Source organism: Sphingomonas sp. GW821-FHT10C01 (assembly GCF_059415525.1).
The window spans coordinates 2,247,269-2,273,070 of record NZ_JBWKNK010000001.1; the positions used below are offsets into that span (position 1 = coordinate 2,247,269).

26 protein-coding genes are annotated in these 25,802 nt (G+C 67.4%); 18 read left to right on the forward strand and 8 right to left on the reverse strand.

Going from position 1 to position 25,802, the window contains the following annotated elements:
- Positions 1-2 precede the first annotated feature (2 nt).
- Genes AC07M1_RS11005 through AC07M1_RS11015 form a run of 3 tightly spaced genes read right to left on the reverse strand, consistent with a single transcriptional unit; the run spans position 3 to position 4,037 of the window.
- Positions 3-2,168: an RNA degradosome polyphosphate kinase gene (locus AC07M1_RS11005; protein WP_495162582.1), complete on the reverse strand. Its 2,166-nt coding sequence runs from the start codon at positions 2,166-2,168 to the stop codon at positions 3-5.
- 10 nt (positions 2,169-2,178) lie between these two features.
- Positions 2,179-2,799 carry a P-loop NTPase family protein gene (locus tag AC07M1_RS11010; protein ID WP_495162583.1) on the reverse strand — a complete coding sequence of 207 codons (621 nt, stop codon included), beginning with the start codon at positions 2,797-2,799 and terminating at the stop codon, positions 2,179-2,181.
- Positions 2,796-4,037, reverse strand: coding sequence for a heavy-metal-associated domain-containing protein (locus AC07M1_RS11015; protein ID WP_495162584.1), 1,242 nt, complete (start codon positions 4,035-4,037; stop codon positions 2,796-2,798). Before AC07M1_RS11015 ends, AC07M1_RS11010 begins: the two co-directional genes overlap by 4 nt.
- Positions 4,038-4,111: 74 nt before the next feature.
- Here AC07M1_RS11015 and purM point away from each other — a divergent pair, with 74 nt between their 5' ends.
- The 16 genes from purM (at position 4,112) to AC07M1_RS11095 (ending at position 18,722) form a co-directional block, all read left to right on the forward strand.
- Complete coding sequence (gene purM / locus AC07M1_RS11020) at positions 4,112-5,206, forward strand: phosphoribosylformylglycinamidine cyclo-ligase (RefSeq protein ID WP_495162585.1); 1,095 nt, start codon at positions 4,112-4,114, stop codon at positions 5,204-5,206.
- A gap of 173 nt (positions 5,207-5,379) precedes the next feature.
- The gene (gene purN / locus AC07M1_RS11025) at positions 5,380-5,901 is read left to right on the forward strand and encodes a phosphoribosylglycinamide formyltransferase (RefSeq protein ID WP_495162849.1); all 522 of its coding nucleotides are present in this window, start codon (positions 5,380-5,382) and stop codon (positions 5,899-5,901) included.
- Positions 5,886-6,272 (forward strand): MmcQ/YjbR family DNA-binding protein, encoded by a 387-nt coding sequence (locus tag AC07M1_RS11030; RefSeq protein ID WP_495162586.1) that lies wholly within the window; start codon positions 5,886-5,888, stop codon positions 6,270-6,272. Before purN ends, AC07M1_RS11030 begins: the two co-directional genes overlap by 16 nt.
- A 199-nt stretch (positions 6,273-6,471) precedes the next feature.
- Positions 6,472-7,167 carry an endonuclease/exonuclease/phosphatase family protein gene (locus AC07M1_RS11035; protein WP_495162587.1) on the forward strand — a complete coding sequence of 232 codons (696 nt, stop codon included), beginning with the start codon at positions 6,472-6,474 and terminating at the stop codon, positions 7,165-7,167.
- Between the two features lie 16 nt (positions 7,168-7,183).
- A complete protein-coding gene (locus AC07M1_RS11040) occupies positions 7,184-9,484 on the forward strand; it encodes a patatin-like protein (protein WP_495162588.1) in 2,301 nt (766 codons plus the stop codon).
- A 63-nt stretch (positions 9,485-9,547) separates the two neighbouring features.
- A complete protein-coding gene (locus AC07M1_RS11045; RefSeq protein ID WP_495162589.1) occupies positions 9,548-9,898 on the forward strand; it encodes a lipopolysaccharide assembly protein LapA domain-containing protein in 351 nt (116 codons plus the stop codon).
- The gene (gene pyrF / locus AC07M1_RS11050) at positions 9,895-10,569 is read left to right on the forward strand and encodes an orotidine-5'-phosphate decarboxylase (RefSeq protein WP_495162590.1); all 675 of its coding nucleotides are present in this window, start codon (positions 9,895-9,897) and stop codon (positions 10,567-10,569) included. Before AC07M1_RS11045 ends, pyrF begins: the two co-directional genes overlap by 4 nt.
- A 9-nt stretch (positions 10,570-10,578) precedes the next feature.
- The gene (locus AC07M1_RS11055; protein ID WP_495162591.1) at positions 10,579-11,085 is read left to right on the forward strand and encodes a GNAT family N-acetyltransferase; all 507 of its coding nucleotides are present in this window, start codon (positions 10,579-10,581) and stop codon (positions 11,083-11,085) included.
- Between the two features lie 67 nt (positions 11,086-11,152).
- The gene (locus AC07M1_RS11060; protein ID WP_495162592.1) at positions 11,153-12,712 is read left to right on the forward strand and encodes a leucyl aminopeptidase family protein; all 1,560 of its coding nucleotides are present in this window, start codon (positions 11,153-11,155) and stop codon (positions 12,710-12,712) included.
- Between the two features lie 82 nt (positions 12,713-12,794).
- Positions 12,795-13,433, forward strand: coding sequence for a phosphoribosylanthranilate isomerase (locus AC07M1_RS11065; protein ID WP_495162593.1), 639 nt, complete (start codon positions 12,795-12,797; stop codon positions 13,431-13,433).
- A gap of 56 nt (positions 13,434-13,489) precedes the next feature.
- Complete coding sequence (trpB, locus tag AC07M1_RS11070) at positions 13,490-14,734, forward strand: tryptophan synthase subunit beta (RefSeq protein WP_495162594.1); 1,245 nt, start codon at positions 13,490-13,492, stop codon at positions 14,732-14,734.
- Between the two features lie 127 nt (positions 14,735-14,861).
- Positions 14,862-15,662, forward strand: coding sequence for a tryptophan synthase subunit alpha (gene trpA / locus AC07M1_RS11075; RefSeq protein ID WP_495162595.1), 801 nt, complete (start codon positions 14,862-14,864; stop codon positions 15,660-15,662).
- Positions 15,659-16,519 (forward strand): acetyl-CoA carboxylase, carboxyltransferase subunit beta, encoded by an 861-nt coding sequence (gene accD, locus AC07M1_RS11080; RefSeq protein WP_495162596.1) that lies wholly within the window; start codon positions 15,659-15,661, stop codon positions 16,517-16,519. The genes trpA and accD overlap by 4 nt, the downstream gene beginning before the upstream one ends.
- On the forward strand, positions 16,519-16,884 hold the full coding sequence (locus tag AC07M1_RS11085; protein WP_495162597.1) for a DUF7079 family protein: 366 nt from the start codon (positions 16,519-16,521) through the stop codon (positions 16,882-16,884). The genes accD and AC07M1_RS11085 overlap by 1 nt, the downstream gene beginning before the upstream one ends.
- Positions 16,885-16,890: 6 nt before the next feature.
- Positions 16,891-18,222, forward strand: coding sequence for a bifunctional folylpolyglutamate synthase/dihydrofolate synthase (locus AC07M1_RS11090; RefSeq protein ID WP_495162598.1), 1,332 nt, complete (start codon positions 16,891-16,893; stop codon positions 18,220-18,222).
- 71 nt (positions 18,223-18,293) lie between these two features.
- On the forward strand, positions 18,294-18,722 hold the full coding sequence (locus AC07M1_RS11095) for a DUF6628 family protein (RefSeq protein WP_495162599.1): 429 nt from the start codon (positions 18,294-18,296) through the stop codon (positions 18,720-18,722).
- A 4-nt stretch (positions 18,723-18,726) separates the two neighbouring features.
- On the opposite strand, the gene AC07M1_RS11100 is transcribed toward AC07M1_RS11095, so the two are convergent.
- Complete coding sequence (locus tag AC07M1_RS11100) at positions 18,727-20,109, reverse strand: AmpG family muropeptide MFS transporter (RefSeq protein ID WP_495162850.1); 1,383 nt, start codon at positions 20,107-20,109, stop codon at positions 18,727-18,729.
- A 475-nt stretch (positions 20,110-20,584) separates the two neighbouring features.
- Positions 20,585-21,016, reverse strand: coding sequence for a response regulator (locus tag AC07M1_RS11105; RefSeq protein WP_495162600.1), 432 nt, complete (start codon positions 21,014-21,016; stop codon positions 20,585-20,587).
- Positions 21,017-21,119: 103 nt separating this feature from the next.
- Between AC07M1_RS11105 and AC07M1_RS11110 the strand changes: the two genes are divergently transcribed.
- On the forward strand, positions 21,120-22,502 hold the full coding sequence (locus AC07M1_RS11110) for a pseudouridine synthase (RefSeq protein ID WP_495162601.1): 1,383 nt from the start codon (positions 21,120-21,122) through the stop codon (positions 22,500-22,502).
- Positions 22,499-23,035: a 16S rRNA (guanine(966)-N(2))-methyltransferase RsmD gene (rsmD, locus tag AC07M1_RS11115; RefSeq protein WP_495162602.1), complete on the forward strand. Its 537-nt coding sequence runs from the start codon at positions 22,499-22,501 to the stop codon at positions 23,033-23,035. Before AC07M1_RS11110 ends, rsmD begins: the two co-directional genes overlap by 4 nt.
- Here the strand turns inward: rsmD and AC07M1_RS11120 are convergent.
- From AC07M1_RS11120 to AC07M1_RS11130, 3 genes are read right to left on the reverse strand one after another with little or no spacing between them, the layout of a single operon-like run.
- A complete protein-coding gene (locus tag AC07M1_RS11120) occupies positions 23,032-24,294 on the reverse strand; it encodes an MFS transporter (RefSeq protein WP_495162603.1) in 1,263 nt (420 codons plus the stop codon). The genes rsmD and AC07M1_RS11120 overlap by 4 nt on opposite strands.
- A 36-nt stretch (positions 24,295-24,330) precedes the next feature.
- The gene (locus AC07M1_RS11125) at positions 24,331-24,543 is read right to left on the reverse strand and encodes a hypothetical protein (RefSeq protein ID WP_495162604.1); all 213 of its coding nucleotides are present in this window, start codon (positions 24,541-24,543) and stop codon (positions 24,331-24,333) included.
- A gap of 32 nt (positions 24,544-24,575) precedes the next feature.
- The gene (locus AC07M1_RS11130) at positions 24,576-25,715 is read right to left on the reverse strand and encodes an aspartyl protease family protein (RefSeq protein ID WP_495162605.1); all 1,140 of its coding nucleotides are present in this window, start codon (positions 25,713-25,715) and stop codon (positions 24,576-24,578) included.
- Between the last annotated feature and the right edge of the window lie 87 nt (positions 25,716-25,802).

Genomic DNA, 25,802 nt, shown 5'->3' on the forward strand with positions numbered 1-25,802 from the left:
GCTCACCCGCTACGCTCCGCGCGCCATCGGCGCAACGACAGCTTGGGCACCGCCTCGCTCGTCTCCAGCGCCGCGCCACGGCCCGACAGCGACGGATTGGTCATGAAATAGCGATGCAGGTTGAACGGCTTGGGACCCGGATCTTCACGGACATAGCGGCCATCGCTTTCCAGCTCCCAGCTCTGCTCGGTGTCGATCAAATTGGCGACCATCACCTGGTCCAGCACCTGATCGTGGACCGTCGGATTCTGCAACGGAAGCATGAACTCCACACGCCGGTCAAAGTTGCGCGGCATCCAGTCGGCGGAGGAAATGAACAGTTTCGCCCCGTCATTGGGCAGCGCCTTACCGTTGCCGAACGCCCAGATGCGGCTGTGCTCAAGGAAGCGGCCGACCACCGACTTGACGGTGATATTCTCGGACATGCCCGCAATGCCGGGCCGCAGGCAGCAAATGCCGCGAATCACCAGATCGACCTCAACCCCGGCATTGCTCGCCTCATAGAGCTTCTCGATCATCGCCGGATCGACGAGCGAGTTCATCTTCGCCCACACCGCCGCCGGTTTCCCGGCGAGCGCATTGGCGATCTCGCCGTCCACCAGCTCCATCAGCCGATCGCGCAGATGCCGTGGCGACACCGTCAGCAGTTCCAGATCCTCAGGCTCGACATAGCCGGTGACGTAATTGAAGATCTTCGCCGCATCGCGGCCGATGCGCGGATCCGCCGTGAAGAAGCTCAAATCGGTATAGATGCGTGCGGTCACCGGGTGATAATTGCCCGTGCCGAAATGGCAGTAGGTGCGGAACTCGTCGCCCTCGCGCCGCACCACCATCGAAACCTTGGCGTGCGTCTTCCAGGTGGTGAAGCCATAGATCACCTGAACCCCCGCGCGCTCCAGCGCCGATGCCCACAGCAGATTCTGCTCCTCGTCGAACCGCGCCTTCAGTTCGACCACCGCCGTCACCGACTTGCCCGCCTCGGCCGCGGCGATCAGCGCCTGGATCACCGCCGACTGCTTGCCCGCGCGATAGAGCGTCTGCTTGATCGCCACGACATCGGGGTCGGTCGCCGCCTGTTTGAGGAAGGCCAGCACCACGTCGAACGTCTCGTACGGGTGGTGAACGACGATGTCCTTGGCCTTGATCGCCGCGAAGCAATCGCCGCCGAACTCGCGGATTCGCTCCGGGAAACGCGGCGCATAGGGCGGGAATTTGAGGTCGGGCCGGTCCTCCTCGACGATCATCGACAGGTCGCCCACGCCCAGAAAGCCGCCGGTCTCGGTCAGCAGCGCCTCGCTGCCGCCCAGCTCCTCCAGCAACACCGCCTCGAGCGCGGGGTCGATGCCCTCCTCCATCTCGAGCCGGATGACGCGCCCACGCCGCCGCCGCTTGATCGCCGTGCGGAAGTAGAGGACCAGATCCTCGGCCTCTTCCTCCAGTTCGATATCGCTGTCGCGCAGCACTCGAAAGGTCGCTGACTTCTTGACGTCATATCCCGGAAAAAGGATTGAAGAGAAACGCTTGAGAAGCGTTTCTACCGGCACGTAACAAGCGCGCTCACCCGGCACGCGCACGAAGCGCGGGCTGGCCGGGGGCAGCAGCACCAGCTCGCGGATCGGCTCGCCGTCGCTCTGGCGGACCAGGTCGAAGATCACGCTCAGCCCCTTGTTCGGGATGAACGGGAACGGGTGCGCGGGATCGAGCGCCTGCGGGGTCAGGATCGGGAAGATCTGAAGGCGGAAGTGATTCTCGATCCACTCGGCGACCTCACCGACGATCGCGTCCGCGTCGAGCATCTCGATCCCGCGCTCGCGCAGGCCGCGGCGGATGCCGTTCCACACCGTCTGCTGGCTGTGGACGAGGCCGCCCGCCTGTTCGACGATGGCCGTGAGCTGCTGCGCAGGGGTGAGGCCGTCCTGCGAATGCGCCTCCACTTCCTGCATCTGCTGACCCTTGAGGCCGGCGACGCGGACCATGAAGAATTCGTCGAGGTTGGAGCCGGAGATCGACAGGAAGCGCAGCCGTTCCAACAGCGGATGCGCGGTGTTGGTCGCTTCTTCCATCACCCGCCGGTTGAACGCCAGCCAGCTCAGTTCGCGGTTGAAGTAGCGTGCGCCCCGTTCCGCCGGGGCATCGTCATCGGGCTTCAATTGCGCGCGGCTGGACATGCTTCCTCGTTCAGAGTTGGCCCGGCTCCCTGAGAAGTCCGGACGCGGTCAATGTGGACTTCGCCGCCGGGATCGACAAGCGCCGGTTGCGTCGACGGCTGGCATCCTCTTCCAGCGCCTCCGCGGTGCGCAGGATCGTCAGGTAATCCCGCTCGATCCGCCGCAATACCCAGGCCACTACATCGGGATTTGCGACAATCTCGTGACGATCGAGCAACTGTTGCAGGATATCGCCGGCCAGCGCGTCGTCCGGCTGCTCGATCCGCGCCACCGCACTGGCGTTCAGGCGCGATCGCAGATCTGGAAGCCGCACCTGCCATATCGGCGGCGCGTCGTCCGCGACGAGGAACAGCGGGCGGTGCGCCGCCTGCGCCTCGTTCCAGGCGTGGAACAGCGCGGTTTCGGGTTGGCGGTCGGCTTCGTCGATCATCGTGCCGCCGCTGCGCACGGCCATCGTCCGCGCCAACAGGCTGCGGCCCGACTTGCGCGGTCCCGTGATGATCGCCGCCATCACCGGCCAGGTCGCCCAGTGCTCAAGAATGTGGACAGCCTTGGAATTGCCTTCGCCGACAAGGAAGCTGTCCTCGCGCGCGCCGGCGGGCCGGTCGAGCGGCAGGGAAAGCTGACTCATCCGTCCGTGCTGTTTCCAACAGCGGCTGGCGGGGTCGCGGGTGCCGGTGCGCCGCGACGGATGCGAAGGACGCCCGGCCCTTCCTCAACCTGCCATCCGCGCGCGCGCAGGGCGGCGGTCAAGGCACCCTGATTGCCCTCGAACGTCACGCGCATGACGGAGATGCCACCCAGCGCCATGCTGGTCGTAGCGGCCGATGTGATCCCGGGCACGCCGCGCACTGCGGATTCGCCGCTGTTAAGTGCCGCAGCGCTCGGTGTATCGAACTGGACGGTGAGCGCCGTTCCGGTCGCCGCCACCGGTACATCGGTCGGCTCGAGCGGTGCCTCTTCGCCCGTCTCTTCCACCGGAACCTCGGGCTTGGGCGGTTCGGTCCCGAGCAGATGGTCGGTGCGCAGCCGGCCCGAACGCAGCGCGTCCTGATAGGCCTGGTCGATCCGCCGGATCCCGGCATCGATCAGCGCAGGCAGGGCGTTGCCGTCATTCACCCGCAGCACGAACTGCGCGATTCGCACATTGTCTGGCCCATGCCCGGCGGTGAACACGCCGACGATCGGCCCGCCGGGATAGCTGCGCCGCAACTCGACCGTCGGGATCAGCACGTCGTCCGCGCCATATTGGTCGAGGATCGCGCGCCACCAGCCGCGGCCGTTGCGCCCGACCTGCCCCGCATTCATCAACAGCCGGTCCGGCCCGCTGCCGCCCGGGCGCACATAGTCGATCGCGCTGTTACCCGTGCGGAATCGCTTCCACCCTTCGACGAAGGCACTGGTTCCTTCGAACACGCGATGCGTCCCGCCCGATACCTGCACCGGCACCAGCAGCATCGGCGGGGATCGCATCATCTGCCCGCCCACGCCCAGGATCGATGCAGCGCGGTTACGATCGAACAGCACGCCAAGCTTGGCGACATAGCGGTTCGGTCCGATCTGCTCGCGCTCGACGACGATTCCGGTGACCAGGCCGTCCAGAGCCGAATCGTTCAGGGTCGATCCCTGCCCCGTCAGCCGCTGCGCCAGCATCGCCCACGCCTTGCGCTGCGCCAGCCGCCAGCCACCCAACCGCGCCGACTCCGCATCCTTGGCGCGCACGTCGATCTCGACTCCGCTCACCTCGAAACTGCCCGAACTGTCGCCCGCATCCGACGCTTTCGGCGCGGCTTTATCGGACTGGGCGAGCGCGAACCCCGCAGTGGCGAGCAACGCGACAGCGGCGGTCGTGGCAAAGACAGGGGACATGCGACGCAACATTCGCCGCCCTTTTGGCGAAGCAGGCGTGGAAATCCAAGCAAGATATGGCTAGGCGGCACTCCATGACCGATCCCAAGCCCTATACCTATGCCCAGGCGGGCGTCTCGATCGATGCCGGCAACGCGCTGGTCAAGGCGATCGCCCCGCTTGCCCGTTCCACGCGCCGTCCGGGCGCCGACGCCGATCTCGGCGGGTTCGGCGGCCTGTTCGACTTGAAGGCCGCGGGCTTCACCGATCCACTGCTGGTCGCGGCGAACGACGGGGTCGGCACCAAGCTCAAGCTCGCGATCGAGCATGACCATCATGACGGCGTCGGCATCGACCTGGTCGCGATGTGCGCCAACGATCTGGTCGTGCAGGGCGCCGAGCCTTTGTTCTTCCTCGACTATTTCGCCACCGGCAAGCTGGTGGGCGGCGTCGCCGAGCGCGTGGTCGCCAGCATCGCCGACGGTTGCATCCAGGCCGGTTGCGCGCTGATCGGCGGCGAGACCGCCGAAATGCCCGGCATGTACGCCGATGGCGACTATGACCTAGCCGGTTTCTGCGTCGGCGCGGTCGAGCGCGATCAGCTGCTCGACGGCAAGAAGATCGCCCCGGGCGACGTCATCCTCGGCCTCGGCTCGACCGGCGTCCATTCGAACGGCTATTCGCTCGTCCGCCGCCTCGCCGCGGACAAGGGCTGGAAGCTCGACCGCCCCGCGCTGTTCGACCAGGAGACGATCCTGCTCGACGCGCTGATGGCGCCGACTCGCATCTATGTGAAGAGCCTGCTCCCGTTGCTGCGCGACGGCGCGATCAACGGCCTCGCCCATATCACCGGCGGCGGCCTGCTCGAGAATATTCCGCGCGTCCTGCCCGAGGGGTGCCACGCCCGCGTCGACGCCGACAGCTGGGCGCAGCCGCGGCTGATGGCGTTCCTACAGGCACAGGGCAATATCGAGCCGGAAGAGATGGCCCGCACCTTCAACTGCGGCATCGGCATGGTCGCGGTGGTCTCGGCCGACAAGGCGGATGCCGTCGCCCAGGCACTCGAAGCCGCGGGCGAGACCGTCCACCGCATCGGCGCGATCGAGGCGGGGCAGCGCGGCTGCACCGTCGCCGGCAGCACCGAGACTTGGGCGGCGCGTGCCGAGTGGAGCGCGACGCATAACGCCTGACCGCGCGATCGCCGTCATCCGTCATTCCCGCGCGGGCGGGGATCCATTCAGGCTGACGGATCGATGGAACCGCACCGGCAGGGGCAATGGATTCCCGCCTTCTCGGGAATGACGAACGGCTTGGAAACGTGAAACGCAAACTCGGCATCCTCATTTCCGGTCGCGGCTCCAACATGATGGCGCTGGCCGACGCGGCGCACCTTCCGGATAGCCCGTATCAGGTTGCACTGATCGCCTCCGACAAACCCACCGCGCCCGGCCTCGCCTGGGCGGCGGAACAGGGCATCGCCACCTTCGCGCTGTCGCCCAGGGGAATGCCCAAGGCCGACTATGAAACCGCGATCGACACCGCGTTGCGCGATGCGGGCGTCGAGGCGATTGCGCTGGCCGGCTATATGCGCCTGCTCACCGATGATTTCGTCGCGCGCTGGCGCGGGCGCATCGTCAACATCCACCCCTCGCTGCTGCCCAAGTACAAGGGCCTCGACACCCATGCCCGCGCCATCGAAGCAGGCGACGCGGCGGGTGGTTGCTCGGTCCATATCGTGACCGAGGAACTCGACGGCGGCGAAGTGCTGGGACAAGCGGAAGTGCCGATCCTGCCCGGCGACACCGCCGAAATGCTCTCGGAGCGCGTCCTGGCTGAGGAACATCGCCTCTATCCCCGCATTGTTGCGGAATGGCTCAGCAGATGACACCGGAGGCGGCTGCGGCGCTCGAACAGCTCCGCGCCGCCGCGCTCGCGCTGCCCGAGGCGGACGAGAAGCTGTCGCACGGCATGCCTGCCTTCTTCATCAAGAAGGGGAAGATGTTTGCCTATTTCTGGCACCATCATCACGGTGACGACGTCACTGCGGCGATCGTCAAGACCAGCGGGCCTGAGGAACAGGCCATGCTGATCGAGATGGAGCCGGATCTCTACTACCGCCCACCCTATTTCGGCCCTTCGGGCTGGGTGGGCATCCATCTCGACACTGATACCGACTGGGATCGCGTCGCCGACCGCGTCGCGATCAGTTGGGAACTCGTCGCCCCACGACGCCTCCTGGAAGCTGGCGGGCGCTAGCGGTCTAGCCTCTCCTCATTCGAGCCGTCACCCGGCCTTGTGCCGGGGCCACCGTGAAACCAGCCTCGGACAAGCGGTTCGAGGTTCGCCGATGGGGCGCTGTGGTCCCCGGCACAAGGCCGGGTGACGAGGTGAAAGTCCTTCAACGACCAGCCCGATCCCCTTGCCCTTCCCGTCCCCACCGCCCAAACAGGATCCGATGCTGAAGGTCGCCAGCTACAATATGCGTAAATCGATCGGCACCGACCGGCGGCGCAGTCCCGAACGCACGCTGGAAGTGCTGCGCGAGATCGACGCCGACGTCATCGCGCTGCAGGAGGCCGACCGCCGCTTCGGCGCGAAACAGGGTGTCATCACCCCCCACCTGCTCGAAGAGCATAGTCCGTGGAAGGCGGTGCAGTTCGGCGTGCGCACTGGCAGCATGGGCTGGCACGGCAACGCCATCCTGGTGCGCAAGGAGGCCCAGGTCCTCGATTGCGAGGTGATCCACCTCCCCGCGCTCGAGCCGCGCGGCGCGGTGATGGCCGATCTTCGCATCGATGGCGAGCCGCTCCGCGTCGTCGGCATGCACCTCGACCTTTTGGGACTTTGGCGGCGACGCCAGGCCCATGCCATCCTCACCCATCTCGACAGCAGCGAACGCGACATGCCGACGGTGATGATGGGCGACCTCAACGACTGGACCGCCCGTTCGGGCTGCCTCAAGGATTTCGGTCGGCACTTCGCCTTCGCCGAAACCGGCCGCTCCTTCCACGCCCGGCGCCCGGTCGCCCGGCTCGACCGGATCATGGTTTCGCCAGGCCTGACGGTTGCCGCTAGCGGCGTCCACGAAAGCGCGGCATCACGGACCGCATCGGATCACCTGCCCGTCTGGGCGTCGCTCGAGCGTCGGTGAACCGGGAGGGGGATGAATGAACGGCGTGCGTGAACGCGAATTGCGGCTGGCCCTGGTCTGCTATGGCGGCATCAGCCTCGCGGTTTACATGCACGGCATCACCAAGGAGGTGTGGCACCTCGCCCGCGCCAGCCGCGCCCATCGCGACGGCGATACGCCCGGCGCGGGTAGCGAGGCGATCTATCACGCCCTGCTCGACGAGATCGCCGATACCACCGGTGTTCGCGTGCGCGCGCTGGTCGATATCGTCGCCGGCGCCAGCGCGGGCGGGATCAACGGCGTGTTCCTGGCCCAGGCCGCGGTGACCGGCCAGTCGCTCGATCCGCTGACGGATCTCTGGCTCAAGGTCGCCGATGTCGAGGCGCTGCTGAATCCCGAACAGGCACCCTCGCATCGCCTCGCCAAGATCTGGGCGCTCCCGATCGCCTGGATGCTGACGCGCGACGACACGACGGTCGACCAGACCGTCGAACCCGGCGCGCGCGAAGAGGTTCGCGCGAAGCTCGAGAAGTTCGTGCGCTCGCGCTGGTTCGAACCGCCCTTTGGCGGCAAGGAACTGCTCCACATGATGCTCGACGCGTTCGACGCGATGGCCAAGGCGCCGGCGGGTCCGCGCCTCCTCCCCGCCGGCCAACCGCTCGATCTGTTCGTCACCGTCACCGACTTTCGCGGCCATCCCGAACGATTGAAACTCAATTCCCCACCCGAAGTGGTCGAGACCGAGCATCGCCTGGTCTTCTCGTTCAGCGACCATGGCGACGCTCACGCGCCCTTTGCCGATGTCGCCGAACTCGCCTTCGCCGCGCGCGCCACCTCCAGTTTCCCGGGCGCCTTCCCGCCCGCAACGGTCGCCGAATTGGACGCCGTCCTGGCGCAACGCGGCATGGAATGGCCGGGGCGCGAAGCATTTCTGGAACATGCCCTGCCGCGCCAGCATGCCGCCGGCGTCGCGGACAAGGCCGCGCTGATCGACGGCTCCGTCCTGGCCAATGCGCCCTTCCGCCCCGCGATCGATGCGCTCAAGGAACGTCCCGCGCGCCGCCAGATCGACCGGCGCTTCGTGTTCATCGATCCCACTCCGGGGCATCGTCTCGGTTTCTACAGCGAGGCGCCGGACAATCCCGGCTTCTTCCAGACGATCATCGGCGCGCTCTCCGAACTTCCGCGCCAGCAGCCGATCCGCGACAATCTGGAAGCGATCGGGCTCCGCTCGACCCGCATCGAACGGATGCTCGCGATCGTCGAGCGTATCCGGGGCGAGGTCGAGACCCAGGTCGAATCGCTGTTCGGCTACACCCTCTTCCTCGACTATCCCACGCCCAAGCGCCTGTCCGCCTGGCGCGGCCGCGCCCAAGTCTCCGCCGCTGCCAAGGCGGGCTATGGTCATGCCGCCTATGGCATGCTCAAGGTCGAGGGGGTGGTCGACCGCATCGCCACGCATCTCCACCAAATCGGCGATCAGCCCGGCCCCGACCGCCGACACCGGATCCGTGACGCGATCGCGGCGGAGGTTCTGCGGCGCGGCGCCGACGATTTCGGCACCAGCCATCCAGGCTCGGCAAGCGCGGCCACGCTCGACCTGCTGCGCGGGCATGATCTGGGTTTCCGCATCCGCCGCCTGCGCCTGCTCGCCCGTCGCCTGACCGAGTTGGATCAGGAGCATGAGAATCAGGAACTGACACCGATGCGCGACGCGATCTACGAATCGCTCGCCGGCTATCTCGAATGCCAGCGCAGCGATCCGTTCCTCGGCTTGCGTGAGGCGGTTCGCGCCGCCGATCTCGACGCGGGCGCGCTGCTCGACAGCCTTGCCGCCCGCATGGACCTGCGCACGCTCGATCATGAGACCGACGCCCGGCTCTCGGAAGGACTCAGCGCCCTGTCCAAGGAGATGCGGCGGCCGATGCTCCTCGCCTATCTGGGCTTCCCCTTCTTCGACATCGCGACGCTGCCGCTGTTGCAGGGGGAAGGGCTCAACGAATTCGATCCGATCCGCGTCGACCGCATCTCGCCCGACGACGCGACCTCGATCCGCTCGGGCGGCGCGCGGGCGACGCTCAAGGGCACGCAGTTCAACAATTTCGGTGCGTTCTTCAGCCGCGCCTATCGCGAGAACGACTATCTCTGGGGGCGTCTCCACGGCGCCGAGCGGCTGGTGGACATTCTTCTCTCAACCCTACCGGCCAACGCGACACTGGGACCGGGCCGTGTCGCGGAGATCAAGCGCAGCATCTTCCACGCCATCCTGGACGAGGAAGAGGGGCGCTTGAAGGCGATTCCAACCCTTTTCGCCCAACTCCGGGCGGAGATCGGCTGAGGCTGGCCAATCCGGCCCACCCGTCCTAAAGCTGTTCGAAACCACAGAGGATCATTCGCGCGGATGCAATTTCTGAAGGCATTGTTCTGGTTCCTGCTCCTCGGCCTCGTCACGGCCTTTGCGGTTACCAACTGGCACCCGGTCGAGATCCAGCTGTGGAGCAATCTCGTCGCCGACGTGAACCTGCCCTTCCTGCTGCTGATCGTCTTCCTGGCCGGCTTCGTACCGATGCTGGTGCTCTACCACACCGTCCGTTGGCGCAACCGTCAGCGGATCGCGATGCTTGAGCGCACGGTCGAGGAAATGCGTGCGCTCCACGCCGCGACGCAGGCCCCGCCCGCCATGCCGATCCAGCCCGATCCCGTTCCGACTTCGGGTGAAGCCCCCTCCGCGCCGCCGCTGGTGACGCCATGAGCAGCCCGATCTACGTCGCGCTCGACACCCCCGATCTGGAGCGTGCCAAGGCCATCGCCAAGCGCGTCCGCCACCATGTCGGCGGGATCAAGCTGGGTCTTGAATTCTTCATGGCGAACGGGCGTCAGGGCGTTCACGAGATGGCCGATATCGGCCTGCCGATCTTCCTGGACTTGAAGTTCCACGACATTCCCAACACCGTCGGCAAGGCGGTGCAGGCGCTGCGCCCGCTCGAACCCGCGATCATCACCGTCCACGCCTCCGGCGGTCGCGCGATGCTTGAGGATGCCAAGGCCGCCGCGCCGACCGGGACCAAGGTCGTCGCCGTGACGATGCTCACCAGCCTCGACGCGAACGACCTGACGTCGATCGGCCTGTCCCCCGATCCGCATGAGCAAGTCGTCCGCCTTGCCGAACTGGCGAAGTCCGCGGGCGTCGACGGCATCGTCTGCTCGGGCGAGGAAGTGAAAGCCGCGCACAACGCGTGGAAGGACGGCTTCTTCGTCATCCCCGGCGTGCGCCCCGCCAATGGCCAGGTCGGCGACCAGAAGCGTATCGTCACCCCGCGAGCCGCGCTCGACGCCGGTGCATCGATCCTTGTCATCGGCCGTCCGATCACCCAGGCCGCCGACCCCGACCTCGCCGCGCGCGAGATTGAGGCGACGCTGTAGCGCCCAATGGTGACGATCCGACCGGCCGCCGAAGCCGATCTTCCCAACCTGCACCCCGTCGTCGAGCGCGCCTATCGCGGCGATAGCGCGCGTGCGGGCTGGACGCATGAGGCGGACCTCGTCACCGGCGAGCGCACCGATCTCGAAACCCTCCGCTCGTTGCTGGATGGCGACAGCCGTCTGCTGATCGCGTTCGACGGCGAGACGGTCCTCGGTTGCGTCAACATCGCCAGCCGCGGCGACGGCCTCGCCTATCTCGGCCTGCTTTGCGTCGATCCCCAGCTTCAAGCCGGCGGCATCGGCCGCAAGCTGGTCGCCGCCGCCGAAGCCACGGCGCGCGACACCTTCGCCGCCACCCATATCGAAATGACCGTGATCGACCGCCGCGCTGAGCTGATCGCCTGGTATGTCCGTCACGGCTATATCGCATCAGGCGAAACCCGCCCCTTCCCGGTACCGCTCGATCCGCCGCTGTCGATGGTGGTGCTGGTCAAGAACTTGTTCGACCAACGGTAATTGCCCTCGGCGCAAGTGCTGGTTACGCAGGTAACCATATCACAATCGTCTTTGGGAGTTGTTGTCGATGCGCGTTTTGTTGCTTGCCGCCACCATGTTTGCCACCGGGCCCGCCCTCGCCAATGAGCGCGTCGCGATCGGCACCGGCGTCAGCGCCAGCGATCGCGCCAACACCGCAGAGCGCCCGATCCGCTTCGCCGCCGCGGCACCTTCTGGCGGGGTACTGGTGATCCCGATGGCTGGCGCGAGCGACCTGTCGCACGTCCCCGCCGCGCTGCGCGACAGCGTCACCCGCGCCGTCGCCACCGCCGACTTCAAGGCCGCGGCGGACAAGACGCTCTCGCTCTACGGTACCGGCGGATATGACCGGATCGTCCTGATCGGTGTGCCGCAGGGCCAGCTCGATTCCGCCGCGCTCGCAGATTTCGGCGGCCGCGCCGCGCAGGAGACCAAGGCCAACGCGCTCCCGGTCGCGATCGTCGCGGGCAGCCTGTCCGCCACCGTCGCCGACCCCGCCGCGCATGTCGCGATGGGCGCGACGCTCGGCCAGTATCGCTTCGACCAGCTCAAGAGCGGCGTCACCGCCCCCGCGACGCAGCCGATCACCATCGTCGCCCGCTCCGGCGAAGCCGCCTATACCCAGGAGCTCGCCGGCGTCGCCCAGGGTGCTCGCATGGCACGCGACCTCATCACCCTGCCCTCCAACGCCAAGACGCCCGACAGCTTCGTCGCCAGCGTCCGCGCCCAGTTCGCGGGCGTGCCCAATGTCCGCATCACCGTGCTGGACGAGGCGCAGATGCGCGCACTCAACATGGGCTCGATCCTCTCCGTCTCGGCCGGGTCGCGTCACCCCGCGCGAATGATGATCGTCGAGTATACCGGCGCCGGAAGCGCGGCGCCGCTCGCGCTGGTGGGCAAGGGTATCACCTTCGACAGCGGCGGTATCTCGCTCAAGCCCGGCGCGGGCATGGGCGACATGAAGGGCGACATGGCCGGCGCTGCGGCGGTGATGGGCGGAGCGCTCGCGGCCGCCAAGCGCGGAGCGAAGGCCAACATCGTCGCGATCGCCGCGCTGGCCGAGAACATGCCGGGCGGCAACGCCTCGCGCCCCGGCGACGTCGTCCGCACGATGAACGGCCAGACGATTGAAATCATCAGCACCGATGCCGAGGGTCGCATGGTTCTGGCCGATGCCAACCAATACGCCATCGACCGCTACAAGCCCGCCGCTCTGGTCAACATCGCGACGCTCACCGGCGCGGTCAGCACCGCGCTCGGCGACGATTATGCCGGGCTGTTCGCGCGCGACGAGGCCCTGGCCAGCCGCGTCCAGACCGCCGCGACCCGCTCGGGTGAGGCGGTGTGGCGCCTGCCGCTCCATCCCAGCTACGCCAAGGACATGGAATCGCCGGTCGCGGACATCGCCAACGGCACCACCAAGTCGGGACCGGGCGCTGGTCGGGGCGCGCACTTCATCGGTTTCCTGACCCCCGCGCCCACCCCCTGGGCGCATATCGACATGGCCGGCGTAGACGGGACCGACGAATCGCTGCCGACCATGCCCAAGGGCGCGCGCGGCTTCGGCGTCCGCCTGTTCGACGCACTGGTTCGCGAATACGAGAAGTAAGTCCTCGCGGCGTGCCGTTCACGGACGGCGCGCCGCAACTTCCGCTTGCCAAAGGGCGCCCGCCGCCCGATGGCCTCCCTCGATGCCCGTCACTGCCAAGATCTGCGGCCTTTCCACCGCCGCAACGCTCGATACGGCCGTGGCCGGTGGTGCCAGCCATGTCGGCTTCGTCTTCTTCCCGCCCTCCCCGCGCCATGTGACCTTCGACCGGGCCGGAGCGCTCGCCGCGCGGGTGCCGGCGCAGGTGGGCAAGGTCGGCGTGTTCGTCGATCCCGAGGACGCCTTGCTCGATCAGGCGATCCGCGCGGCAAGACTCGACGCGATCCAACTCCATCGCGTCACGCCCGAACGCGCGGCCGCGATCGGCGCGCTGACCCGCCTGCCCGTCTGGGCCGCAGTCGCGGTCAAGACCCGTGCCGATCTCGACGCCGCCAATGGCTTTCGCGGCGCCGTCCAACGCATCCTCTATGACGCCAAGGTGCCCGAGGACGCGAAGCTTCCTGGCGGCATGGGCCTGCGCTTCGACTGGACCCTGCTTCAGGGCTTTGCCCATCCGCTCCCCTGGGCGCTGTCGGGTGGCCTCGACCCCGCCAATGTCGCCGAAGCGGTCGGCGTGACCGGCGCGCGGCTGGTCGACGTCTCCTCCGGCGTCGAATCCGCGCCCGGCGTCAAGGACGACGCAAAGATCGCCGCCTTCCTCAAGACGGTCGCGGCGCTGTAATCGCGCAGCTGTAACAATGCTTGGCGAGCGCGCCCGACGCGCCTAAACGCCCCGTGATGAACGCGCCCAACTCCCTTCGCAACCTGCCCGACGAACGCGGGCATTTCGGCCAGTTCGGCGGACGCTACGTCGCCGAGACGCTGATGCCGCTGATCCTCGATCTTGAGCGCGAATATCGCGCCGCCAAGGCCGATCCGGCGTTCAAGGCCGAGTTCGACGGGCTGATGAAGCACTATGTCGGCCGCCCCTCGCCGCTCTATTTCGCCGAACGCCTCACCCAGCATTATCGCCAGTTGGCGGCTGCCCAAGGGCAGCCTGGGGGCGGCGCGAAGATCTACTTCAAGCGCGAGGAACTGAACCACACCGGCGCGCACAAGATCAACAACTGCATCGGCCAGATCCTGCTCGCCATCCGCATGGGCAAGAAGCGGATCATCGCCGAGACCGGCGCGGGCCAGCATGGCGTCGCCACCGCCACCGTCTGCGCGCGCTTTGGCCTGCCCTGCACCATCTTCATGGGTGCCAAGGATATCGAGCGCCAGCAGCCCAACGTCTTCCGCATGAAGCTATTGGGCGCCGAAGTCCGCCCCGTCACCAGCGGTTCGCAGTCCTTGAAGGACGCGATGAACGAGGCACTGCGCGACTGGGTCGCGACCGTCCACGACACCTTCTACATCATCGGCACCGCTGCTGGCCCACACCCGTACCCTGAGCTGGTGCGCGACTTCCAATCGGTCATCGGCACCGAAAGCCGCGCGCAGATGCTCGAGGCCGAGGGCCGCCTGCCCGATCTGCTGATCGCAGCGGTCGGCGGGGGCAGCAACGCCATCGGCCTGTTCCACCCCTTCCTCGACGATTCCGACGTGGCGATGGTCGGCGTCGAGGCCGCGGGCAAGGGCATCGACACCAAGGAACACGCCGCGAGTCTCACCGGCGGCGCACCCGGCATCCTCCATGGCAACAAGACCTATCTGCTGCAGGACGAGGACGGCCAGATCACCGAGGCGCACTCGATCTCCGCCGGCCTCGACTATCCCGGCATCGGCCCCGAGCATAGCTGGCTGCACGAGAGCGGCCGCGTCGAGTATCTCCCGATCACCGACCGCCAGGCGCTCGACGCGTTCCAGCTCTGCTGCAAGCTCGAAGGCATCATACCCGCCCTCGAAAGCTCACACGCACTGGCAGCTCTGGAGGCCAAGGCACGGGAATTGCCCGAGGATAAGATCATCCTCGTCAACGTCTCCGGCCGCGGCGACAAGGATATCTACACCGTCGCCCAGGCGATGGGGGCGGAGATATGAACTTCACATCCCCCCCGTCATCCCGGCCCCGTGCCGGGATCCACCGCGCGTCAGGTGCTGCCGCGCGAACCGCTTGTCCATCGCGCGCGGCGAAGTGGACCCCGGAACAAGTCCGGGGTGACGAACAATGAGCAGATTGACCTCCGCCTTCGCCGCCGCCGCGTCCCAGCGCCGCGCCGCGCTCGTCACCTTCGTCACCGCAGGGGACGGCGATACCGCCGCGATCCTTGACGCGCTCGTCGCGGGCGGCGCCGATGTGATTGAGCTCGGCATGCCCTTCACCGATCCGATGGCCGACGGCCCGGCGATCCAGGCCGCGAACCTGCGCAGCCTCGCTAAGGGCACACGCACCGCCGACGTGCTCGCCATCGCCGCGGCTTTCCGCCAGCGCCACCCGGAAACCCCGCTGGTGCTGATGGGCTATGCCAACACCATGACCCGCCCGACGCCCGAAGCCTTCGCGCAACAGGCAGCGGACGCGGGTGTCGACGGCACGATCATCGTCGATATCCCGCCCGAGGAGGCTGACGAAATCGCGCCCTTCGCCGATCATGGCATCGCCACGATCCGCCTCGCCACCCCGACCACCGACGCCGCGCGCTTGCCTGCGGTGCTCAGCGGCGCGAGCGGCTTCCTCTACTATGTCTCGGTCGCCGGTATCACCGGCCTCCAGCAGGCCGCGCAGGACAGCATCGAGGCCGCGGTCGCGAAGCTCAAGGCCGCGACCGACCTGCCCGTCGCGGTCGGCTTCGGCGTCCGCAGCCCCGAACAGGCCGCCGCGATCGGCCGCGTCGCCGACGGCGTCGTGGTCGGCTCGGCGATCATCGATCTGATCGCGGCCCACGGCGCCGATGCGCCCGCCGCGGTCCGCACCTATATTCAATCTCTCAGCGAAGCCATGAAGGCCGCTCGAAAGGAACTCGCATGAGCTGGCTCAGCCGCGTCCGCAACGCCCTGTCGTTCGTCGTCCCGAACAAGGCGGAGACTCCCGACAATCTCTGGCACAAGTGCAAGGGCTGCGGGCAGATGGTCTTCACCCGTGAGCTTCAGGAAAACCTGTCGGTCTGCCCGCTGTGCGACCATCATGAGCGGATTGGCGGCAAGGCGCGGTTCGAACAGCTGTTCGACACCGGCTACACCGTCCTGCCGAGTCCGCGCGTGACCGAAGACCCGCTCAAGTTCCGCGACCAGAAGCCCTACCCCGCCCGCATCAAGGCGGCGCGCGCGTCGACGGGCGAGCAGGACGCCTTCCTCAACGCCAGCGGCACGATCGACGGACACAAGGCGGTGATCGGCGTGCAGGACTTCGCCTTCATGGGCGGATCGATGGGCCAGGCCGTGGGCGAAGCCTTCATCGCCGGGGTCGAGGCCGCGATCGCCGCCAAGGCGCCCTATATCGTCTTCACCGCATCGGGCGGCGCGCGGATGCAGGAGGGTATCCTCAGCCTCATGCAGATGCCGCGCAGCACCGTCGCGATCTCGATGCTCCACGACGCTGGCCTGCCCTATATCGTCGTGCTGACCGACCCGACCTCGGGCGGCGTGATGGCGGCCTATGCCATGCTCGGTGACGTCCAGATCGCCGAGCCCAAGGCGACCCTCGCCTTCACCGGCCGCCGCGTGATCGAAAACACGATCCGTGAAAAGCTGCCCGACGATTTCCAGACCTCGGAATATTATCTCGACCACGGCCTGATCGACATGGTCGTCCACCGCAAGGATCTGCGCGAGAAGCTCAGCCAGCTGCTCGATCTGCTGGTGGGTGGGGAGAAGGCGGCGGCGTGATGCCAGCCGACACAGCAGAAATGGAGCGGCGGCTACCGGTATGGTGCGCGTTGTCGGATCTCTTCCTCGACACCGAACTTCAAGATCCCGACTATAGCTTCATCGCGCAGAAACTGAACGAAAGCGGATTCGATAGTCTCGAACTGAAGCGGATCCTTGATGAAGAGGTAGGGCCAGCCTTCGCCTTCAACATGATCGATCCCGCGGGAGTTTGGGCTGGCTGGAATGAGGACGACGTGCGCCGGATCATTCTGCAATATGCGGCGCAGGGTCCTGCCATCCCTGTCAATCGGCATCTTCTCGAGAGGGTGATCTCCACAGAGTGGGAGCGCCTTCTGCCCTTGATCGCTGCAAATCGGCGATAACCCTCGATGCCCGACCACGCCAATTCCTCTCACCCCGCCGTCCAGCGCCAGCTCGACCGCCTCTGGGCACTCGGCCCCGGCGCCGACATTCTCGGGCTCGACCGGATCTCCCGCTTGCTCGCACGGATCGGCGATCCGCATCTGGCGCTCCCGCCGGTGCTCCATGTCGCGGGCACCAACGGCAAGGGTTCGACCTGCGCCTTCGTGCGCGCCGCAATCGAGGCCGCCGGACTCACTGCGCACGTCTATTCCAGCCCCCACCTTGTCCGTTTCAACGAGCGTATCCGCCTTGCCGGCAAGCTGATCGACGATGACGCCCTCGCCGCGTTGCTCGAGGAAGTGCTCGATACCGGCGGTGATATCGGCGCCAGCTTCTTCGAGGTGACGACAGCCGCTGCCTTCTTGGCCTTCTCCCGCACCCCGGCGGATGCCTGCATCGTCGAGGTCGGCCTCGGCGGACGGCTCGACGCCACCAACGTCATCGCCGCCCCCGCCGCCTGCGCCATCGCCCAGCTCGGCATCGATCATCAGGCGTTTCTCGGCGATACGGCAGAGGTGATCGCGGGCGAAAAGGCCGGGATCGCCAAGCCGGGCGTCCCGCTCGTCACCATGTCCTATGCCAAGTCTGTCAGTGACCGCATCGCCCAGATCGCCGCCGTCGCCGGCACGCCGCTGTTCGTCCGCGGCGTGGCATGGGATTTTCAGGTCGACGACGACCGCCTCCGCTACCGTGATGCCAAGGGAGAGGTCGAAACCCCGCTCCCCGCGCTCGCCGGCCCGCACCAGCCCGCCAACCTTGCGCTCGCCATCGCGATCCTCCGCCATCAGCGCGCGATCGACGTCCCGACAGCCGCGCTCCAGCAAGCCGCGATCACCGCCCGCTGGCCCGCGCGGATGCAGCGTCTTTCGCCCGGACCATTGCTCGATATACTCCCGCCCGGCACCCAGCTCTGGCTAGATGGCGGGCACAATGAAGCCGCAGCGCTTTCGGTCAGCGCCGCGCTGGCGCAGATTGCCCAGGCGCGCGAGGTCCACCTGGTCCTTGGCATGCTGGCCAACAAGGACGCGACGGGGCTGTTGGCGCCCTTCGCACCGCTCGCCCGTTCGCTCACCGCGATCCCCGTCCCGGGACACGCACATCATGCACCCGTCGATCTCGCCGCGACCGCACGCGCACTCGGCATTCTGGCGACCGACACAGCCGAAGATCCCGAAGCCGCCCTTCATCGCATCGCCGCGCGCCTCGGAAGCGAGGATGCGCCGCCTGTCATCCTCGTCCTCGGCTCGCTCTATCTCGCCGGTGAAGTGCTCCGCGCGAACGACGAGCTCCCGGACTGACAGTTATTGCGATTGACTATCAATAACAGAATGTCAGGATAGCCGGACGAATCGAATCCGGAGTCCTCGGCATGACCGCAATCGCCACCCTCGGCCTCGCCCTTCCCCGCCTTCAGCCCGATGATCCCGGTGCGCGACTGCTGCTGTTCGGCATCCGTCAGATGGGCGCGGGCGGCCTCAATGATGCCGCCGCCGCGCACGCGTTCGTTACCGCCTTTGGCCGCGATTTCCGTCGCCCGCTGATCCTGCTGCGGTCGTTGATGGCGGAAATGTCGACCGCCTCGGCCGGCCCGATCCAGATCGCGCCCTGGTGCTGCGCGCGGATGACCGCCGCCGAAAGCGCGACGATCGAGATTATCGCCCGCGCGCCGTACGATCCCGCCCGCGCGCATGTCCTGCTGTCGGATCTGCTGGGAGTGCGTCAGGTCGATGGCGTCCTCGCCACCGCCCATGCGCTCGCCAACGCTTTCGCCGATCTAGGGCTTCCGCTGGAGACCTGACCGGTCAGGACCCGCTGCGGATCACCGGTGGCTCGGGTGCGTTTTCCGCTGCCGGACTGCCCTCGGTCCCGGCGTTGCCGATCGAGCGGTCGACCAGCCCGGTACGCATCATCCACCAGAAGAGCACGATGCCCGGCACGGCGACTGCGCCGGTCAACAGGTAGAAGTTCACATAGCCCATCGTCTCGATCAGCGATCCCGCGCTGGTGCCAGTGATGAAGCGCCCGACGATGCTCGCCGCCGCCGAGATCAGCGCATATTGCGCCGCCGTATAGCGAAGGTCGGTGAGCGCCGAGAAATAGGCGACGAGCACAACCCCGCCGATACCGCTCGCAAAATTCTCGAAGCACATCGCCGCCGCCATCACCACGTTTGAATGGCCGACCGCCGCGAGACCCGCGAAGCTCAGATTCGACACCGCCATCAGCACCAGGCTCAACAGCACCGAGCGCTTCATCCCCATGCGGACATAGAGGATGCCGCCGACAAAGATGCCGATCATCAGCGCGAAGAAGCCCAGGCCGACGTCGTAAAAAGCGATCTCGTCATTACTGAAGCCGAGATCGTCGAACAGCAGCCGCACGGTTAGCTGGCTCAACGTGTCGCCCAGCTTGTGGACGAGGATGAACAGCAAGACGATCAGCGCGCCCTCGCGCGTGAAGAACTGCTCGAACGGGCCCCAGATCGATCGCGCGACCTGTCCGATGCCCTTGCGCTGCGCCGCTTCGCGATGCCGCGGCGGCTCGCCGACGATGATTCCGGCGATTACCGCGGGGAGAACAAACAGCGCGCAAGCGATATAGGCCGCTTCCCAACCCATCCGTGCCGCGATCACCAGCGCCAGCGCACCCGCGCTCGCCGAGCCGATACGCCAGCCATATTGCGACATGCCCGATCCGACGCCCAGCTGGCGCGGCTCCAGGATTTCGATGCGGAACCCGTCGATCACGATGTCATAGGTTGCACCCGCCACACCGACCAGGATCGCGGCGGTGATGATCGGCGCGATATTGTTCGGATCGGGCGGGGTGAGCGCGAGGTTGACCACCGCCGCGGCAACGAGGATCGCCGAGACGATCAGCCACGAAACGCGCTGCCCCAGCCGTCCCAGCACTGGAATGCGCACGCCATCGACGATCCACGCCCATAGCCATTTGAGATTATAGACCAGGATCGCCAGGGTGAAGGCGGTGATCGTCGACTTGTCGATCCCCTGCTGCGCCAGCCGCGATGTCAGCGTCGCGCCGATCATCGCATAGGGAAAGCCCGATGAGATGCCGAGCGCCAGCGCGGCAAGCGGCGCGGTCTCGAAATACGGCCGAACCGCCTCGGGCAGTTCCTCGCGCCAGCTTGCCGGTGCGGCGGCGCGCGCGGCGAAGAACGCCACCAGCAGCGCACCCGCGCCCACGAACAGGCCGAAGGACGGGGCAAACACCGCCCCCGCCTCGCGCAATGCCTTTGGCGGCGCATAGATAGTGTAGAGCGCGGCGATCAGGATCAGCGCCAGCGTCACCACGCTCCCGGCGACCAGCATCGACGCGCCACCGCGACGGCGCCAGATCAGGCTCGCACCCAGCGTGATCAGCGCGACCAGCAGCGCAATGTTGAAAGTCATCGACGGCGCGAGCTTGATGCCCTCACCGGTGACACCCCACGCGATATCGATCCCGCGCCCGACCACGGCCTGCCCGCCCGGAAGCGTCGCGGTCATCCAAGGCAGCATCAGCGACGCCAGCGCACCCACCAGCCCCAACTGCGCGATCACATAGCCGAAGCCGCTCTTGTCTTCCGTACGCTGCATCCCCGCCCCTTTGTCCGGCAATCGGGCGACCCTAGCGGGAAATGCTGGGAAGCAAAGCCCTTCAGGCGACGGACTGGAACAGCTTCAGGCTGGCCGGCACCCGGCGCGGCGTCTTGCCGTCCAGCAATGTCTCGACGATCGCGATCGCGCGCAACAGATCGCGCTGGGGATAGGGCTTGGACAGGCAGCCAAGGCCCACAGGCGCCACCTCGTCCAGCCGACGTCCGGTAACGATCAGCACCGGCACGCCCTTCGCCTGCGCGGCGCGGGCGACATCGGCGCCATCGCCATCGCGCAGACCCAGATCGGCGAGCACCAGGTCGATCGGCCTGCGCCCGCCAAGATGCCCGATCGCCTCGGCAACCGAATCGGTGGTGGCCACGACGGTGAAGCCCTCTTCGATCAGGAAGTGTTCGGTATCGAACGCGACTAGCGGCTCGTCCTCGACGATCAGGAGCCGTGTGATCCGCCGTGCCTTCTTTCCGAACAACATAACCCACCCACACTGTTACGCGGCCAGAACGCACTAGCCCGTTCGCGGCTCCCGTCGCACAAGAATTTTGCGCCGGAGGCCAACCCGCTGTATCGCGCGGCGAATGTCCCCCTCATCCCCCAAAGACTCGTCCACGCAAGGCGCCAAAGCCGGCGAACGTATCGCAAAGCTGCTCGCCCGTGCCGGAATCGCGTCACGCCGCGAAGTCGAGCGGATGATCGCCGACGGTCGCGTGGCGATCGACGGCGAAGTCCTCACGACCCCCGCCACCGTCCTCGCCTCGCTGCACGGCGTCACCGTCGATGGCGAACAGGTTGCCGCGGCCGCGCCCGCGCGCCTGTTCCGCTTCCACAAGCCCGCGGGCCTGCTCACCACCGAACGCGACCCGGCGGGCCGCCCGACGATCTACGATCGACTGCCCAAGGGCCTGCCGCGCCTGATGCCCGTCGGCCGCCTCGATCTCGCGACCGAGGGCTTGTTGCTGATGACCACCGACGGCGAGCTCAAGCGCCTGCTCGAGCTGCCCGCCACCGGCGTCGAGCGCAGCTACCGCGCTCGCGCCTATGGCAATGTCAGTCAGGAACAGCTCGAGGACCTGATGCTCGGCGTCGAGATCGAGGGCGTGCGCTACGGGTCGATCAACGCCAATCTCGAACGCCGCACCGGCGCCAATGTCTGGATCGAGCTGACCCTGACCGAGGGCAAGAACCGCGAAGTCCGCCGCGTGCTCGAGCATCTCGGCCTCAAGGTCAGCCGCCTGATCCGCACTCGCTACGGCCCGTTCCATCTGGAAGACATGCCGCCGGGCGCGGTGGACGAAATTCGCCAGCATGACCTGATCCTGTTCCGCAAGGCACTCGCGGGTCCGGGCGGCGGGAAAGCCGCATCGAACCTGCAGCTGTCGAACAAGCCGAAAGCGGTGCAGATCGACGCCGAGCCTGCCGAGACCGACCAGCCCGATACCGCGCAACCGGCCAATCGCGCCGATCGCCGCAAGGCCGTGGCCCCGGATCGGCCGGCGGCAAGGCCCGGCGCCGGATCGCCTGCTGTGCCGCGTTCGGATGCGCGTCCAGGCGCCGGCGCAGCAAAGCCCGGCAGCCGTGGCGCTGCCCGGCACGCGCGCCCAGGTTCCGACGCCCCCCGCAAGGCGGCAGGACGGCAGGCACCGACAAACCGGGACGACCGGTCTTCGGATGAGCGCGCAAGACCGGCGGCCCGGAAACCCGCCGGACCGGAAAAATTCGGCGTCGGCCAACGCCGGCGGCAGCGCGTGGCTTCCGACAACGCGTCGCGTCGCGACGCCGATCCGCGCGCCACGACCGCAGCCAAGCCGGGCAAGCCCGCCCGTCCTCGGATCGACGACGATGCCGGCCCGCTGCTCGACCGTCCCAAGCGCAACTATCGTTCGGGCGATCGCCGCCCGCGCCCGCCCGCCAAGTCGGGACCAGGCAAGCAGGGACCGGGCAAGAAGGGGCCGCGTAAATGAGGATCATCGCCGGTCAATGGCGTGGCCGCCCGCTCGCCGCGCCCAAGGGCGACGCCACCCGCCCTACCGCCGATCGCACGCGCGAGGCGCTGTTCTCGATGCTCGCCAGCCGTGTCGGCAGCTTCGAGGATCTGGCGGTCGCCGATCTCTTCGCCGGTTCGGGCGCACTGGGGTTCGAGGCGCTGTCGCGCGGTGCCGCGTCGTGCCTGTTCGTCGAACAGGATCGCGCGGCGCTCGATGCCCTGCGCGCCAATGCGGAGAAGCTCGGCGTTCGCGCCGACATCCGCGCCACTTCGGTCCTCGCGCTCGGCCCCGCGCCAAAACCGATGGACGTGATCCTGATGGATCCGCCCTATGGCACCGGCGCCGGATCGGTCGCGCTCGACAAGCTCGGGCGTCTCGGCTGGATCGGCCCCGCCACCTGGGTCAGCATCGAAACCGCCAAGGCGGAGGCGATCGAGGTCGCCGGTTTCGAAGTCGATGCCGAACGCGTCCACGGCAAGGCGAAGCTGACGATCCTGCGCGCGGTCTAGGCCGCCTTGGGTCGCAGGGCGAGCAGCGCCACCAGGCTGAACGCCGCTGCCGCGCTCAGATACCAGCCGACCGGCGCCAACCCGTCCTTCATTGCCAGCGCCTGCGCGATCACCGGGGTCAGCCCGCCGCCGATCACGCCCGCGATGTTGAAGGTCATCGACGCGCCGGTGTAGCGCACGCGCGGCGGGAACAGGTCGGTCAGCCACGCGCTCAGCGGGCCATAGACGAAGCCCATCGCGAACAGCAGCAGCGACAGGAACACGAACACGCCCATCAGGCCGCCGCCCATCAGCGGCGCGATCACGAACCCGCTCGCCGCGACCATGACGCACCCGCCCGCCAGCACGCGGCGCGGATCGTATTTCGCGTCGGCCAGCCACGCGGCCAGGTAGATGCCCGCCGCCATGAACAGGATCGCGACCAGCTGCACGCCCAGGAAATCCTCCAGCGCATAGCCCAGCGACTTGGTCCCCCAGCCAAGCAGGAACGCGGTCGCGATATAATAGGTCGCGAAGCACGCCACCGCGCCCATCGTCCCGCCCAGCAGTACGCCGCCATGCCGCGTGACGACCTCGCCCAGCGGCACCTTGGGCGGCGGCGCCTCGGCTAGGCTCGCCTTGAACTCGGGCGTCTCGCCCAGCTTCAGCCGCACCCACAGCCCGACTGCGACCAAAGCCGCCGACAGCAGGAACGGGATACGCCATCCCCAGTCGGCGAACTGTTCCGGCGTCATCACCATGCACAGAATCAGGAACAGGCCGTTGGCGGCGATAAACCCCGCCGGCGCGCCCATCTGCGGCGCGCTGCCGAACCGCGCGCGCCAGCCCGGCGGGGCATTCTCCACCGCCAGCAGCGCCGCGCCGCCCCATTCGCCGCCCAGGCCAAAGCCCTGGCCGAAGCGCAGCACGCAGAGCGCAAAGGGCGCGATCCACCCGGCCATTTCATAGGTCGGCAGGAACGCCACCAATGTCGTCGAAACGCCCATCGTCAGCAGCGACGCGACCAACGTCGTCTTGCGCCCGATGCGGTCGCCATAATGGCCGAACACCGCGGCGCCCACCGGCCGCGCGAAGAACGCCACCGCCAGCGTCGCGAACGCCGCCATTTGCTGGACGCCGGGGTCGCCCTTGGGGAAGAAAATCTGTCCGAAGACCAGGCTGGCGGCGGTCGCGTAGATATAGAAATCGTAGAATTCGATTCCCGTGCCTACGAAGCTCGCCCATAGCGCGCGGCGTTGCCGTGCCCGGTCAGCGTCCATCCATCACTCCCCAGTTCATGCGGCGTCTGTGCGCCGTCACTTCTTCTCTTCGATACAGGTGGTGCGCGTCACCTGGACGACCTGGCCCTTGTCGTCCTTGATCTCATTGCGCCCCGCCACGCATGGCTTCTCTTCCGGCTGGCCGTCGAACCCGCCGCTGCGCCAGCCCACATAGAGTGCCACGCCCGCCAGCGCGACGATCAGCACCAGACGCCGCGAGTTGAAGCGGCCCTTGATCTTTTCCCACATGCCGCTCTCCTGCCTCAAGCGCCTGCCGCGCGCTACAGGAAATCCGCGAGCACCAGCTCGACCGGTCGCGTGGCGCCGTCGCGCTCGACGTTCAGCGCCAGTTTCGTGCCGCTCGGCTCGCTGGTGCGATCGATGAGCGTGCCGAACGGAATGCCCGACAAGCGGTCACCGACCTTGATGCCCGCCGTCTCCGCCGGGCTGCCCGGCCCCACGACGCCGACGACGGACACATCCTTCGCGTCCTTCGCCCGATCCAGCCACATGCCCGCCCGATTGTAGCGCACCGGCTGCGGCTCCTGGGCATTGCGCTTCAGGAACAGCGCATGATCCGCGTTGCTGGTCGCCAGGTTGAACAGGCGGATCAACGGCAGTCCGATCAGGCCCGTGTCGAACTCCTTCCAATCGGGATCGTCGCGCATCTGCACCAGCGGGCGCTGGATCGTGGTGCCCGCGATCTCCAGGGTCTCGGGGCGGATCAGCCGCGTCCTGCCGCCCGCTCCGCCCGGACTCCAGCGCGGCGCATCCCACAGCCCGGCCGCTTCCGCCGTCTTGCGGTAGATGCGCATCATGCTCGGCATCCCCGTATCGAGCCCGAAGCGAAAGCGCCGGCCGTTGAGCGCGGCCTCGGCGAACAGGAAGCGGGTATCCTCGCTCACCCCGCGCTGGTCGATGCCCTTCTCGTACCGCGTCCAGCCGGCGCGGTCGGTCAGGCCGCCATCATGGACCCGCCACAGCCCCGCGTCGAAATCGAGCTCGCCATCGACCACCGTCAGAACGCGCGCGGGCAGTGACGCCGCCTCCCGTGCGCCGAGATTCCGGTCCACTCCGGCCAGCGCAAGGACCGGAAGACGAACTCGCCCGCCCAGCACCACGTCCGGCGCCTCGAAGATCGCAAACTCCTCCCGCCCCGTCGCGAGCCTCAGCCATCGCTTGGCGATGCGCTTGAGCTTCAATTGCTCGGCCACCGCGTTCTTGATCAGGCCCATCTCGCCGCCGGTGTCGATCACCAGCGGTATCGGTCCCTTTCCGCCGATCGATCCGCTCACGATCACCCGATTCTCGGTCAGGGTGATCGGCACATTGACCGGTTCCACCGCCATCGCCCGTCCCGGCCTGCCCGCCAGCGCGACCGCGGCCGCCCCGATCATCGCTTCTCGCCGTCCGATCCGCATTGGCCCTCCTGCAGAATATGGTCGCCCGGTCACGATGATGACCCAAGTCGCGCGCCATTGCCAGCTTGCCCGCAGCGCCCGCGTTCT

Bases quoted from the DNA above. Each gene is read 5' to 3' on its own strand.
- AC07M1_RS11010 (WP_495162583.1), bottom strand. From the start codon at position 2,799: ATGAGTCAGCTTTCCCTGCCGCTCGACCGGCCCGCCGGCGCGCGCGAG.
- AC07M1_RS11065 (WP_495162593.1), top strand. From the start codon at position 12,795: ATGCCCGTCACTGCCAAGATCTGCGGCCTTTCCACCGCCGCAACGCTC.
- purN (WP_495162849.1), top strand. From the start codon at position 5,380: ATGATGGCGCTGGCCGACGCGGCGCACCTTCCGGATAGCCCGTATCAG.
- AC07M1_RS11005 (WP_495162582.1), bottom strand. From the start codon at position 2,168: ATGTCCAGCCGCGCGCAATTGAAGCCCGATGACGATGCCCCGGCGGAA.
- AC07M1_RS11060 (WP_495162592.1), top strand. From the start codon at position 11,153: ATGCGCGTTTTGTTGCTTGCCGCCACCATGTTTGCCACCGGGCCCGCC.
- pyrF (WP_495162590.1), top strand. From the start codon at position 9,895: ATGAGCAGCCCGATCTACGTCGCGCTCGACACCCCCGATCTGGAGCGT.
- AC07M1_RS11045 (WP_495162589.1), top strand. From the start codon at position 9,548: ATGCAATTTCTGAAGGCATTGTTCTGGTTCCTGCTCCTCGGCCTCGTC.
- AC07M1_RS11120 (WP_495162603.1), bottom strand. From the start codon at position 24,294: ATGGACGCTGACCGGGCACGGCAACGCCGCGCGCTATGGGCGAGCTTC.
- AC07M1_RS11130 (WP_495162605.1), bottom strand. From the start codon at position 25,715: ATGCGGATCGGACGGCGAGAAGCGATGATCGGGGCGGCCGCGGTCGCG.
- AC07M1_RS11110 (WP_495162601.1), top strand. From the start codon at position 21,120: ATGTCCCCCTCATCCCCCAAAGACTCGTCCACGCAAGGCGCCAAAGCC.
- trpB (WP_495162594.1), top strand. From the start codon at position 13,490: ATGAACGCGCCCAACTCCCTTCGCAACCTGCCCGACGAACGCGGGCAT.
- AC07M1_RS11015 (WP_495162584.1), bottom strand. From the start codon at position 4,037: ATGTCCCCTGTCTTTGCCACGACCGCCGCTGTCGCGTTGCTCGCCACT.
- AC07M1_RS11125 (WP_495162604.1), bottom strand. From the start codon at position 24,543: ATGTGGGAAAAGATCAAGGGCCGCTTCAACTCGCGGCGTCTGGTGCTG.
- AC07M1_RS11040 (WP_495162588.1), top strand. From the start codon at position 7,184: ATGAACGGCGTGCGTGAACGCGAATTGCGGCTGGCCCTGGTCTGCTAT.
- purM (WP_495162585.1), top strand. From the start codon at position 4,112: ATGACCGATCCCAAGCCCTATACCTATGCCCAGGCGGGCGTCTCGATC.
- trpA (WP_495162595.1), top strand. From the start codon at position 14,862: ATGAGCAGATTGACCTCCGCCTTCGCCGCCGCCGCGTCCCAGCGCCGC.
- AC07M1_RS11090 (WP_495162598.1), top strand. From the start codon at position 16,891: ATGCCCGACCACGCCAATTCCTCTCACCCCGCCGTCCAGCGCCAGCTC.
- AC07M1_RS11030 (WP_495162586.1), top strand. From the start codon at position 5,886: ATGGCTCAGCAGATGACACCGGAGGCGGCTGCGGCGCTCGAACAGCTC.
- accD (WP_495162596.1), top strand. From the start codon at position 15,659: ATGAGCTGGCTCAGCCGCGTCCGCAACGCCCTGTCGTTCGTCGTCCCG.
- AC07M1_RS11105 (WP_495162600.1), bottom strand. From the start codon at position 21,016: ATGTTGTTCGGAAAGAAGGCACGGCGGATCACACGGCTCCTGATCGTC.
- AC07M1_RS11085 (WP_495162597.1), top strand. From the start codon at position 16,519: ATGCCAGCCGACACAGCAGAAATGGAGCGGCGGCTACCGGTATGGTGC.
- rsmD (WP_495162602.1), top strand. From the start codon at position 22,499: ATGAGGATCATCGCCGGTCAATGGCGTGGCCGCCCGCTCGCCGCGCCC.
- AC07M1_RS11095 (WP_495162599.1), top strand. From the start codon at position 18,294: ATGACCGCAATCGCCACCCTCGGCCTCGCCCTTCCCCGCCTTCAGCCC.
- AC07M1_RS11035 (WP_495162587.1), top strand. From the start codon at position 6,472: ATGCTGAAGGTCGCCAGCTACAATATGCGTAAATCGATCGGCACCGAC.